Annotated in this window: 15 protein-coding genes; 10 read left to right on the top strand and 5 right to left on the bottom strand. The window is 42.4% G+C overall.

The window, feature by feature from the left end:
- Window positions 1–164: 164 nt before the first annotated feature.
- From GQF63_RS14175 to GQF63_RS14155, 5 genes are all read right to left on the bottom strand, one after another.
- Window positions 165–539, bottom strand: coding sequence for a hypothetical protein (locus GQF63_RS14175; protein ID WP_160369901.1), 375 nt, complete (start codon window positions 537–539; stop codon window positions 165–167).
- Window positions 540–796: 257 nt separating this feature from the next.
- Complete coding sequence (lpxK, locus tag GQF63_RS14170) at window positions 797–1,819, bottom strand: tetraacyldisaccharide 4'-kinase (RefSeq protein WP_160369900.1); 1,023 nt, start codon at window positions 1,817–1,819, stop codon at window positions 797–799.
- Window positions 1,820–1,822: 3 nt separating this feature from the next.
- Complete coding sequence (locus GQF63_RS14165) at window positions 1,823–2,284, bottom strand: gliding motility lipoprotein GldH (protein WP_160369899.1); 462 nt, start codon at window positions 2,282–2,284, stop codon at window positions 1,823–1,825.
- 10 nt (window positions 2,285–2,294) lie between these two features.
- On the bottom strand, window positions 2,295–3,587 hold the full coding sequence (locus tag GQF63_RS14160; protein WP_246163542.1) for a PSP1 domain-containing protein: 1,293 nt from the start codon (window positions 3,585–3,587) through the stop codon (window positions 2,295–2,297).
- Between the two features lie 101 nt (window positions 3,588–3,688).
- Complete coding sequence (locus tag GQF63_RS14155) at window positions 3,689–4,831, bottom strand: DNA polymerase III subunit (RefSeq protein ID WP_160369897.1); 1,143 nt, start codon at window positions 4,829–4,831, stop codon at window positions 3,689–3,691.
- 128 nt (window positions 4,832–4,959) lie between these two features.
- On the opposite strand from GQF63_RS14155, the gene dnaN reads away from it, so the two are divergent.
- The 10 genes from dnaN to GQF63_RS14105 all read left to right on the top strand — a co-directional run bounded on the left by dnaN (window position 4,960) and on the right by GQF63_RS14105 (window position 12,342).
- Window positions 4,960–6,081, top strand: coding sequence for a DNA polymerase III subunit beta (dnaN, locus tag GQF63_RS14150; RefSeq protein WP_160369896.1), 1,122 nt, complete (start codon window positions 4,960–4,962; stop codon window positions 6,079–6,081).
- Window positions 6,082–6,093: 12 nt separating this feature from the next.
- Entirely contained in the window at window positions 6,094–6,750 is a 657-nt protein-coding gene (locus tag GQF63_RS14145; RefSeq protein WP_160369895.1) for a DedA family protein, read from the top strand.
- Between the two features lie 99 nt (window positions 6,751–6,849).
- On the top strand, window positions 6,850–7,500 hold the full coding sequence (locus tag GQF63_RS14140; protein ID WP_160369979.1) for a DedA family protein: 651 nt from the start codon (window positions 6,850–6,852) through the stop codon (window positions 7,498–7,500).
- A gap of 53 nt (window positions 7,501–7,553) precedes the next feature.
- On the top strand, window positions 7,554–8,126 hold the full coding sequence (locus GQF63_RS14135) for a CAP domain-containing protein (protein ID WP_160369894.1): 573 nt from the start codon (window positions 7,554–7,556) through the stop codon (window positions 8,124–8,126).
- A gap of 39 nt (window positions 8,127–8,165) precedes the next feature.
- Window positions 8,166–9,038: a YicC/YloC family endoribonuclease gene (locus tag GQF63_RS14130; RefSeq protein ID WP_160369893.1), complete on the top strand. Its 873-nt coding sequence runs from the start codon at window positions 8,166–8,168 to the stop codon at window positions 9,036–9,038.
- 4 nt (window positions 9,039–9,042) lie between these two features.
- A complete protein-coding gene (gene gmk, locus GQF63_RS14125) occupies window positions 9,043–9,612 on the top strand; it encodes a guanylate kinase (RefSeq protein ID WP_160369892.1) in 570 nt (189 codons plus the stop codon).
- The gene (gene nadD, locus GQF63_RS14120) at window positions 9,613–10,194 is read left to right on the top strand and encodes a nicotinate (nicotinamide) nucleotide adenylyltransferase (RefSeq protein ID WP_160369891.1); all 582 of its coding nucleotides are present in this window, start codon (window positions 9,613–9,615) and stop codon (window positions 10,192–10,194) included. It begins immediately after the preceding gene.
- Window positions 10,195–10,843: 649 nt separating this feature from the next.
- Window positions 10,844–11,206: a hypothetical protein gene (locus tag GQF63_RS14115; RefSeq protein WP_160369890.1), complete on the top strand. Its 363-nt coding sequence runs from the start codon at window positions 10,844–10,846 to the stop codon at window positions 11,204–11,206.
- Between the two features lie 92 nt (window positions 11,207–11,298).
- Window positions 11,299–12,078 (top strand): 5'/3'-nucleotidase SurE, encoded by a 780-nt coding sequence (surE, locus tag GQF63_RS14110; RefSeq protein WP_160369889.1) that lies wholly within the window; start codon window positions 11,299–11,301, stop codon window positions 12,076–12,078.
- A 3-nt stretch (window positions 12,079–12,081) separates the two neighbouring features.
- Window positions 12,082–12,342 (top strand): hypothetical protein, encoded by a 261-nt coding sequence (locus tag GQF63_RS14105; RefSeq protein ID WP_160369888.1) that lies wholly within the window; start codon window positions 12,082–12,084, stop codon window positions 12,340–12,342.
- The last annotated feature ends 17 nt before the right edge of the window (window positions 12,343–12,359 follow it).

Raw genomic sequence — 12,359 nt, 5'->3', positions numbered from 1 at the left:
AAAGGGCATCTGAACAAGATGCCCTTTCTTATTGGCCTATGGCTTAGCGCATCGTTTTGTAGGGATGACTGCAAGGGCTATTTAGAAATATAATGCAAAAGGAAAGCGGTACTTCCCATTTGGGAAGTACCGCTTCTAATTTATGAAACATGAATATTGCTAGATTACTGTACTTGTGGGGTTACGGCAGGTGCTTGTTTTTTACTTGCACGTTCTTCCACAATCTTAGCGTATAGTGGTTTTTGTTCTTCTGTTAACAGGGCATCTACCTTGCTATCTAACTCTGCGCTTAATGCGGCAATCTGTTCTGCTTTTTTCGCTTCATCGGTTTGTGCTGTATCTGCTTTAATAGCAAGTTTTGCTTTTTTATGGGCTAATACAAGATCATAAAGTTGTGTTTGCTGCTCTTGTGTTAGGTTCATTTGCGATGTCCATTCTGTAATGGTCTGTTTTGCTTTTTCTTCAGGATTTACCTCTTGTGCAAAGGTTAATGTTAATGAAAATAATACTGCGGATACTGCTAAAAATAACTTTTTCATGATGTAATGATTTTAGTTTAACATTTATTATTTACTCCGTTTCTGTACATTAATAACAGCGATTTGCATGGCTTTAGTATTTTTTTGTATCAGGTTTGTTACTTTTTAACATTTCTTAACAGGTATATATCTTGCTATAAAAGATAATTATTACCCTAAAACAGCCTTAATGATAGAGTGGGATAGGTTAAGGAAGTATATTACGAGCAAAATACTTGATTTTGCAGGATTAATACCTAAGCGGAGTCTATGCTGAATTAATAGGGTAAAAAGCGTTGGATATTTTCCAAGAAGGCAGCTTCATTTTCAATCTTTGAAGCAATAGGAATATAGGCTATCGGGATTCCGGAAAGTTGGCTTAGGTCCAAGCGTTGGGCATCCTTTTCCGTACAAAGGATGAGTTTGTTGGCGGCGGGAATGGCAGCATAGGCTGCTGCTATCTTTTGGTAATCTTGCTGCGAGAAGTTATGATGATCTGGAAAGGTCAGTTTCTGATAGTTTAGTTTCTCACTGCTTAAGAAGGCATATAAAGGCTTTGGATTGGCAATACCGGTAAGCAATAGAATATGAAAGTTACGTAGCTGAGGTGCTTCCTGAAGACCTTGTATGGCTATTGGACCTAAATATTGGATGGAGGAAAAATAGATACCTGCGGAAGGCTGTTGTTTTCTTAGCTTTTTAATAATGGTTTCCCGATCAGCAGCTGGGATATGATCCGGACATTTTGTAATCAGGATAATATCTGCCCGCTTGGTTTGATCGAAGGTGTCTCTAAAGTTTCCCGTAGGAAGCAATAGAATAGGGCTCAAAAGCGAAGGATAATCAAACAAGAGAATCGCACAGGTTGGGGTAATCTTTCGATGTTGGAAAGCATCGTCTAATAGAATAAGCTGATGCTCTTTCTGCAACATCTGAATGCCTTCTGCCCTATTTTCATCCACGGCCACCGTGATGTCTGGATAATTCTTTTTGAATTGCAGGGGCTCATCTCCTACCTCTGTGGCGGTATCTGATAGGTTTACTAATCGGAAACCTTTGGTTTTACGGCCGTATCCTCGGCTAAGCGTCGCGAGCTTATACTGTCCTTTAAAATGCTGGATCAGGTATTGCACCAATGGCGATTTGCCAGCTCCCCCAATAGCGAGGTTGCCAATCACGATGGAATTTACCTTAAATTGTTGGGAGGAGAAGATGCCAAGGTCATAAAGCTTGTTCCTAAGCCAGATAATCAGGCTGTAGAGGATGGTAAAAGGGAGTAATAACCATCGAACAATAGCCATACCTTATTTTTTTATCAGCTTCAAGCCTACATCATTAATACCGGGTAAGGGGGTTTCGCGCATATTCTGCTCCACACTGAATACATATTTGCCGGTATCCGGAAAGCTGAAGTTTTCTTTCACTAATACAGATTGCTCATAAAGATTACCGGCCGACTCACCTGTCCAGCGGCCATCTAATTCCGCCAAGTGAAACTCATGGCGATAGGCAGTATCTTTTAGTCCTTTCCCCTTTTCATGGAGTAGGAAGAATAAGTTGCTATAAGGATAATAAGCGGTATGCCGAAGATTGACATAGACATCATACTTGGCTCCTTTATCGGTAATCGTAACATCAAAAGCCGGTTGGGAATCGTAATCCCAAAGCTGGCCTTTAATTTCTTTATTCACCTCATAAAAGTGTCCTTGCTGGCAAGCACTCAGCAGCAGGACAACCAAGATAAAAGGAGTGATTATCTTCATCATAGCAGTATGCTTAGCTTTCCGATCCTCCGTCTTGAGGTCTTTTCGGACGTCTGTTCTTATTGTTCGGACGGCGTTTCGGACGCGCTGCAGCATTCGGATCTGTTCCTTCCGCCGCTTTAGGCTGTTGGCCTTCTTTCGGCTGGTTTGCAGGTCTTGCTTGTCTTCTTCCTTCCGGTTTTGCAGCGGTATTCGCTTCCTGACTAGGCTTCTGATTCTCGGATCTATTCCCTGTTGAAGAGCTATTCGGGCTCTTTTTGCGCTTTTTCTTTTTCTTTCTATTGCGGTCGTCCAAACGGGTTAAGCTATCCTGTCCTACTACGTTTTCATAGTCAGGCAGGGTAGTTTTATCGTCCTCTTCCTCCAGATGTACACCTAGATCAGCAGGTTTTTTACCCTCGCTGTTCATGGCCGCAAACTCTTTTACCTTATCTACCGTTAAAGGAATCCAACTTTCCGCATGCGGATAAGTGAACCACATGGTTTTCTTAAAGATATCCGTCTTCTGTAAATAGGCCATTCCAGCTTCGGTTTCAATGCGATCAATGTTGGAAGGAATATCTTTCAGGGCATCCATATAGCTATCCAGCTCATAATTTAAACAGCACTTCAGCTTCCCGCATTGTCCGGCCAGCTTTAATGTATTTAAAGAAAGGTTCTGATAGCGTGCCGCTGATGTAGAGACGGTTTTAAAGTCTGTAAGCCATGTCGAGCAGCAAAGCTCACGACCACAACTACCGATTCCGCCTAATCGACTGGCTTCCTGACGCATTCCAATTTGACGCATTTCAATGCGGATTCGGAAGGCTTCGGCCATTCTTTTGATCAGTTCCCGGAAATCGACCCGGCCTTCGGCCGTGTAGTAGAAGGTCGCTTTGGTTTTATCGCCTTGATAGTCTACGTCGGAAATCTTCATGGAAAGCCCCAGCTCCAGCGCTAGATTCCGCGCTCTATGCATGGTTTCCCATTCCAGATCTTTCGCCATCTGATATTTAGCAATATCATTTTCGTTGACTTTCCGATAGATTTTCTTGAGTACATCCTCCGGTTTGACATTGTTTTTCTTGAGTTGCAGGCGCACTAATTCGCCTGTTAATGAAACGTGACCAATATCGTATCCCCCTGTATTCGGTTCTACGGCCACCATTTCGCCCATTTCTAAGTAAATATTGTCGGTATTGATGAAAAAGTCTTTTCGTGATCCTTTAAATCTTACTTCTACAATATCAAACGGTTTATAATTTGATGGTAAGTCCATGTCGACCAACCAATCGTATATATCTAATTTATTACATCCGCTGGTCATGCACGTGCCGTTGTTATTACAACCGGCAGGTACAGTACCGAGTGTTTTGCTTCCGCAACCACCCCCGGATGAGCAACTGCCACATCCCATATTTTCTTCCTTTATATATATTGAGTTCCCTGAGGAAACGTATTGTATTTAAATAGTAAAACTAACTGCAAAGATAAATCTAAAAATAATATTTTAGGATTTGCGTTTCTTTCGACAGAATAATGTGTTTTTTCCAGCAGATCTATTGCAACTGTCAGCTGCTCAGGCTGTGTAATCTCGCTGAATTTCTGTACAAACTCCAATTCTTGGCCCTTTAAAAAGAGCATAGCCGATAGTCCATTTTGAGCCAGAACAATCTGTCTAAGCATATTTATGCTGTAGATTAAGAAGATTTTCTGATTCTCGCGACCAAGTTTACTGAGCTCTTCCTCGCATAGCTGAATGATGTTTAATCCGGAATCCGTAACAATAAAGCGGAACCAACGGATCAGCATATCGAAATTCGCGTTGGAGTCTTCGGCCAATTGATCGATAGCCTCCTGAATATTGCCATCGGCAATAAAAGCGATTTCATGCGCACGCGTTGGGTCGATGTTTTTTTCCTGAATTAAATAAGAACTGAGCTCCTCGTGGTTCAGTTTATTCACTTTCACGAGTTGGGTTCTGGAGATTATCGTATTCAAGATTTTATCCTGATTTTCGGCCACGAGTAAGAACAGGGTTTTTGCGGGTGGCTCTTCAATCAGCTTGAGGAGGGCATTTCCTTGGGTATCGAGGTATTCCGGAAGCCACATGATCAAAACCTTATATTCTGCTTCAAAAGCTTTCAGACTTAGTTTTTTAATGATATCATGTGCTTCGGCAATATTGATATTGGCCTGCTTATTTTCAGCTTCCAACTGGCTACGCCAATGGGTAAGGCTCAAATAGGGGTTTTCCAGAAAAGCCTTCCGCCATTCTTCCATATAGGTACTTGCTGTTTCTTCCGCTTTTTTAGCAAAAAAAGGATAAGAAAAGTGCAAATCCGGATGAATCAGCTTTTCATATTTTAAACAAGACGGGCATGTTCCACAACTGTCCTGCTCCTGTTTGTTTTCGCAATTGATATATTGTGCATAGGCCACGGCCAGGGCTAAGCTGCCCGATCCTTCGGGCCCTAAAAAAAGCTGTGCATGACTTACCCGATTTTCCTTAACCGTAGAAATCAATTGTTGCTTTAGTGCCTGATGGCCTATTATCCTATTAAACTGCATATTTCGATGACAAAGTTACAAATTTTCAGTCAGTGCTTTGCTTATATTACGCAGGAAGTATCATTTGCTTTTTAAATATTTAGATTCTTTTCTGTATTATTGCATATAAAAACTATTACTCCTGGGAAATGAGATTTATTGTATCCACCTCCATTTTATTAAAACAATTACAATCAATAAGTGGCGCGTCAAGTTCCAGTACGGTGCTCCCCATCTTAGAGAATTTTTTGTTTGAAATCAAAGATAATTTGTTGACCATTTCAGCTACGGACTTGCAAACCAGTATGGTTACCAGTTTGCAGATCGAGGCGAAAGAAGAAGGTCGCGTGGCCATGCCATCCAAAATATTAATTGAAACCTTAAAGACCCTTCCGGATCAGCCGGTTGCTTTTTCGGTGGATATGAATACCTTGGCCGTTGAAATTAGTGCTGGAGACGGGAAGTATAAATTAAGCGGCGAGAATGCGGATGATTTTCCCAAAATTCCTGTTGTCGATAATATCTCGACAGTAAGTCTTGCAGCGCCCGTGCTATTAGAAGCCATCAATAAAACCATCTTTGCGGTAAGTAATGACGAGTTACGCCCGGCCATGTCAGGTGTTTTGGTACAGCTTGCCGAGCAATCGATTACTTTTGTGGCTACCGATGCCCATAAATTAGTACGCTATCGCCGTACCGATGTAGGGGCAGATAAACCAACATCGATCATTTTACCGAAGAAAGCTTTAACCCTTTTAAAGTCTTCTCTTCCATCCGACGATGTACAGGTATCCATCGAATACAACAACACCAATGCTTTCTTCCAGTTTGGCAATATCAGCTTAATCTGTCGTCTTATCGACGAACGTTATCCAGACTACGAGGCGGTAATCCCACGTTTAAACCCGAATAAACTAACTGTAGACCGTTCTTTATTCTTGAACACCCTACGTCGTGTCGTAATCTTCGCGAATAAAACCACCCATCAGGTACGCTTAAAGATCTCTGGATCCGAGCTTCACATCTCTGCGGAGGACTTAGACTTCTCGAACGAGGCGCATGAGCGTTTAAGCTGTCAGTTTGAAGGGGAAGACATGGAAATCGGTTTCAACGCAAAATTCTTGGTAGAAATGTTGAATAACCTATACTGCGAGGAAGTTGTATTAGAGATGAGTACCCCGAATCGTGCCGGATTATTATTGCCTGCTATCAAGGAAGACCATGTTGATGTCTTGATGTTGGTGATGCCAGTGATGTTGAACAATATTTAATCGCGATAGCCCTTGGATTTTTTCTATACGATCATTGACTTCATTCTCCATATCGATGACCATCTGGTGGAGATTGTCAATAACTATCAAACCTGGACTTACCTGATTCTCTTTCTGATTATTTTTGCAGAAACAGGACTCGTTGTTACCCCTTTTCTACCGGGCGACTCCCTATTATTTGCTACTGGTGCTATTATTGCGAAGCCAGAAACCGATTTAAACATCTTTGTGATGTGGATTCTATTGATGGTGGCTGGTATTATTGGCGACATGGTAAACTACCATATCGGTAAATATTTAGGGCCGAAGGCCTTCAGTGGAAAGTATAAATTCCTGAAAAAGGAATACTTGGAAAAAACAGAGAAATTTTATGAGAAGTATGGCGGCAAGACGATCATTTATGCGCGTTTTGTACCGATCATTCGGACTTTTGCTCCTTTCGTAGCGGGTGTAGGTTCCATGAGTTACGGTAAATTTGCATCCTATAACGTCATCGGTGCCATCCTATGGGTTACCTCCTTCTTATTTATAGGCTATTTCTTTGGTGGTTTGCCTATTATCAAAGACAATTTCACCATTGTAATCTTTGCCATCATCTTATTATCGATGTTGCCTCCCATTATCGAGGTCATCAGAGAAAAATACGGAAAGAAAAAGGAAGCCCAATAAGCTTCCTTTTTTCTTTTTAAATACCTTTGTCTAGCAAAAACAGCAAGTTCGGCATAGTTTTCATAGCCTATGCTGTACGACACAAAATCTGACAGCAACATGGAACTCCTTACCTCCTTGATTGATTTTATCCTGCATATTGACAAGCACCTGATTGATATTACCCAAACCTATCAAGGTTGGACATACCTCATTCTTTTTCTGATCATCTTCGCCGAGACCGGACTGGTCGTTACGCCTTTCTTACCGGGCGATTCCGTTCTCTTTGCTGCCGGTGCCCTTATTGCTAAACCAGAGACTAACCTAAGTCTCCTGGCCATGATGGGCCTCTTGATTGCCGCAGCCATCTTAGGCGATTTCGTGAATTATGAAATCGGCAAACACTTCGGTGCCCGGGTGTTCAAACCCAATTCTAAAATCTTTAAACCCGCCTATCTGGAGAAAACTCAAGGCTTTTACGCCAAGTATGGCATGAAAACCATTATCTATGCGCGCTTTGTGCCCATCGTGCGCACCTTTGCTCCCTTTGTGGCCGGCATCGTGAAGATGCCTTATGCCAAGTTCGGTGCCTATAATATCGCAGGTGGCATCTTATGGGTCGCCTTGTTTCTATCGGTAGGCTATTTCTTTGGGCAAATACCCTTTGTGAAGAACAATTTCTCCCTAGTGGTGCTGGCCATTATCTGCATTTCCCTGCTGCCCCCAATAATAGAAGTGCTAAAAAATCGTTTTTCTACCGAGAAGAAATAAAACCTGCTGGGTTAAACGCTTCGCGGCCTTTCGAGTCTGTTTAAAGAAAAACTATGCGCTATCTATTATTTGCTATCCTCTTGTGGGCACAGCCCTTATTTGCACAAAAAAACATCCGTATCGACCGAGGCGAAGCCAAAGAAGCCTACGCTTATTTAAATGAAATCCGTCAAAACCCAAATAAATACCGTCGGTCCCTGCAAATCGCTAATGTGCAGCAGGTAAGTCGCCATCAATTGGTTTGGAATAAGACCTTGGCCAAGGTGGCCGAGCAACGGGCATACGATATGGCCAAGCGCAATTACTTCGATCATGTGACCCCGGAAGGCATAGGTCCCAATTATTTTATCAATCAGGGCGGCTATTGGTTAAATCCGGATTGGCTTAAAAAGAAATCCCTCAACAATTTTGAATCCATAGGTGCCAACCATCCTACGGCCACGGAAGCCATTGAAGCCTTTATTATCGGGCATGGTTCCCCGGGGAAAATGCACCGCAAGCACCTCTTGGGCATGGATACCTGGAACGGCTCGCTACAAGATATCGGGATAGGTTTTGTGCGGGTACCTCAAGGCTCAGCCTATAAAACCTATATTTGTGTACTAATCGCGAAACATGATTGGTAATTAGCCTGATTCTTTTCTGTAAGTTTTATACCTTTGCATATGATAAAATCAATGACAGGATATGGTATAGGTTCATCTGAAAATGGATCTGTTAAATATACCGTAGAAATCAAGTCGCTAAATTCCAAATTTTTGGAACTCAATTTACGCCTTCCCAAAACGGTTTCCGATAAGGAGTTGGCCCTTCGCGGGGAATGTTCCAAGCTGATTGAGCGAGGCAAGGTCAATATCAATATTTCTACCGAATATGTTGATCAAACCGCCAAAGCAGCAAGCATCAATGCCGATTTACTAAAACAATATTACCAGCAATTGCAGGATATTGCCAGCCAATTAGGCGATAGCAAAGCCAATATGTTTGAATTGGCCTTGAATATGCCCGACGTCATCAGCAATGATGATGAGGTGGATGAGGAAGAAGGCAATGTTTTGCTGGCAGCATTCTATGCGGCAGTAGAGAAGTTCAACACCTTCCGTAAAGATGAGGGCAATGTCTTGAAACAAGACCTGCAACAACGCGTACAATTGATTTTATCGCATTTAACCGAGGTAGAATCGGTTGAAGGCAGTCGTATTCCCCTTATTCGCGAGCGCATCAGCCAGTATATGGACGATGCTGTAGGGAAAGAAAACGTAGATATGAACCGTTTCGAACAAGAATTGGTTTTCTATATCGAGAAATTAGACATCACCGAGGAAAAAGTCCGTCTTCGCTCGCACTGCAATTATTTTATTGAAGCCTTAAACTCCAACGATTCCAACGGAAAGAAATTAGGTTTTATTTCCCAAGAAATGGGACGTGAGATCAATACCCTAGGATCCAAGGCTAACAATGCCCAGATTCAACAGATTGTGGTGAAGATGAAAGACGAATTAGAAAAAATAAAAGAGCAATTGCTTAACGTATTATAAGCGCATGAACGGAAAACTGCTGATCTTCTCTGCTCCCTCCGGAGCTGGGAAAACAACCATTGTAAAAAGACTATTAGAAAAACACGGCGATAAAATAGCGTTCTCCATCTCGGCGAGTACCCGCGAGCCTCGTGGCACCGAGCAAGATGGCATAGATTATTATTTTATTTCCAAGGAAGATTTCCTTCATAAAGTTGCCAAACAAGAGTTTATCGAGTTTGAAGAAGTATATAGCGGTACCTTTTATGGCACCCTACGTTCTGAAGTAGAGCGTATTTGGCAAGAAGGCAAGCATGTTATCTTTGATATTGATGTCGTTGGTGGCTTGCGCTTAAAGTCTAAATTCCCCGATCAGGCCTTGGCTATTTTCGTTAATCCACCATCGCTGGAGGTCTTGAAAGAACGTTTAACAGGCCGTGGTACCGATTCTGCCGAAAAATTACAAGAGCGCTTTGCGAAGGCTGAGCATGAGCTTTCTTTTGCCGATAAGTTTGATGTGGTGCTTCAAAACAACGATTTAGAAACCGCCTGTGCGGAAGCTGAACAACTAGTGCTTGATTTTATCAATTCCTAAATGTCAAAAACGAAGGTTGGTTTATTCTTTGGATCCTTTAATCCGGTGCACATCGGGCACCTGATTATTGCTAATTACATGGTGAATTATACCGACCTGGCCGAAGTATGGTTTGTGGTATCGCCTCAGAACCCCTTTAAGGAGAAGAAAAGCCTAGGCAATATGTACGATAGGTTGGAAATGGTGGAGCTTGCCATTGCCGGCGTCGACCACTTAAAAGCCAGCGATATCGAGTTTAATTTACCCCAACCCTCCTATACTATCGATACGCTAATCCACCTAGCCGAAAAGTACCCAACGAAGGAATTTGTGTTGATTATGGGGGAAGATAACCTGCAAGGCTTACGGAAATGGAAAAATGCAGATATCTTATTGCGCGATTATCAAATTGTGGTGTATCCACGCCCCGGTTATGATGGCGGCGACTTGAAGGAACACCCCTCCGTAAAACTGACCGATACTCCTCTGATGGAACTCTCTTCCACCTTCTTGCGCCAATCGGTGCAAGCCGGAAAATCTATTAAATTTTATACCCCTGATGCTGTTATCGATTTCATCGATAAAAAGGGGTTGTATGCTTAAAGGTTCAGCATGCTTTGGTAGTAAACGAGGGCAAGTGTTGTCATCGTGCTGTCATTGTGAGCGGAGTCGAACGACTGGTACGTCAATGCAATCAACCATTCGTAACACACTTATTAACAAATGTTTACATTATTATAAAATGGCGGCACGTGCTTTTTTATTAGCAAAGCATTGCAAAAAGTACCTTTCGGCGTACTACCAGTACTGACGTACCAGTCGTTCGTGGTTCGTGGTTCGACTCCGCTCACCATGACAAGTTGATGACAAATTAATGACAAGAGCACTAAACGCTAAGTCTCCCCCCTTCCTCACCCCTTTCTCTCCCCTTTCTCACCCGTATCAAACCCCTTTCAAGTAGGCTTTCATACGCCTTATTAAAGGCTTTAAAAAGGCTGATATTAGCAAGCCCTCTAGATCCTTTCTCCGTTTCTTCGGGGTTTTTAAGGTGATTTAGGCAACGGGTATTGATAATTTAATCCTAGCCATTTTCAGCTATTTATTTCCGCATTTCCGCTAAAAAAGCGGGTTTTAAGTGTTTTCAAGCATAGCATACAGGAAACTGTTTTTGTAAATTTACCGGGTAAAAAGTATTGCAATTCGGGGTATTCCTTCAGCATATACCCCTCCTGACCAACATAATGGATAGTACATGAAATTAAAGAGATGGGTGGTTCTTTCTACTTTTTTAGTGGCGGGCCTATTGATGGCCGGTTCTAAGAAAAAGTATAAGGGGAAGAACTGTCAAGCAGTAAAGAAGAACAGAATTAAGCTTGTTGTTAAAAGTAATACGCCCAGCATTCCGGTGCGGGTATCGAGTTATGTGGTAGAACCCATTTTAATTAAGGATTTCTGGGAAATCAGTTTTTGCACGAAGGATACCTGCATTGAGCTGGATGCCACCTGTACCGATAAGACCGTATTGCTGACCTTGGAAGTTTTTGTGAATGGCCGCTTGCGGGAAACCAATTATGGCAATGGTTATGTGCGCGTTGCCTTAAAACTGGATGAATAGGTTCCTTGCTTCGTATTAGCTTACTCGTAAGTTTTCCGCAAAAAAGTAGGCGGTATTCGCCTTTGTCTAACATCAATTCTTAACTTAGCAGTATGGCAAAAAAGAAACCAACAATCTTAGTCGTTAATGATGACGGAATTACAGCACCAGGGATCAAGGTCTTATTGGAGGTGATGCAAGAAATTGGGGATGTGGTGGTTGTAGCCCCCGATAGCCCCCAATCAGGGATGGGCCATGCCATTACCATCGGCAAACCTTTACGCTTAGATAAGATAGACCTGTATGAAGGGGTGGAAATGTACAAATGTTCAGGCACACCAGTAGATTGCGTTAAGCTGTCGGTGAATAAGATCTTCAAAGGCAAGAAGCCCGATTTATGTGTATCTGGCATTAACCACGGATTGAACTACTCCATCAACGTATTGTATTCAGGCACGATGTCGGCCGCCGTAGAGGGCGCTATTGAAGATATTCCATCTATTGGCTATTCCTTGGATGACTTTGCGCATCATGCTGATTTTTCGCATACCCGTTCTTATGTAAAAACCATTGCAGAGCAGGTATTGCTTAACGGATTGCCGAAGAACACCTTGTTGAATGTCAATTTTCCGAATATCAATAAGGATATCAAGGGCATTAAGATTTGCCGTCAGGCGAATGCCAAGTGGTTTGAGGAGTTTGACGAACGCTTAGATCCTTACGAAAGAGAATATTTCTGGATGACCGGGAAGTTCCAATTAAACGATCGTGGTGAAGATACGGATGCCTTTGCTTTGGCAAATGGCTTTGTTTCTATTGTACCGACGCAATTTGATATGACGGCACACCATGCTATTCCGGAGTTGAACTCCTGGAGTTTTGATGATAAATAAGGCATGAAGAATAGTTTAGTTACGGGCCTCTTGGTAGGCGCCATATTTCCGATATTGGCTTATGTATTACAGACCTATACCCAACTGCAGCAAGAGCTGATGCCCACAAAACCAACGGGTTTTTATGTGTTGGCGGCTACTGTAAATTTAGTTACGGCCTGGATTACCTATAAAAAGGGATGGGATAAGTTTGCCACAGGCCTTATTTTGGCTACTTTTTTAGGTATGCTGGCTTTAGTTTTTACCAAGAATATTGCAATCTAACTGCAGCAAGCAGTATT

It is taken from the genome of Sphingobacterium humi, from assembly GCF_009768885.1.
In the GTDB taxonomy this organism is placed as follows: Bacteria; Bacteroidota; Bacteroidia; order Sphingobacteriales; family Sphingobacteriaceae; genus Sphingobacterium; species Sphingobacterium humi.
Note: the sequence above shows the minus strand (reverse complement) of the source record. Positions and strands in the feature narration are given on the sequence as shown.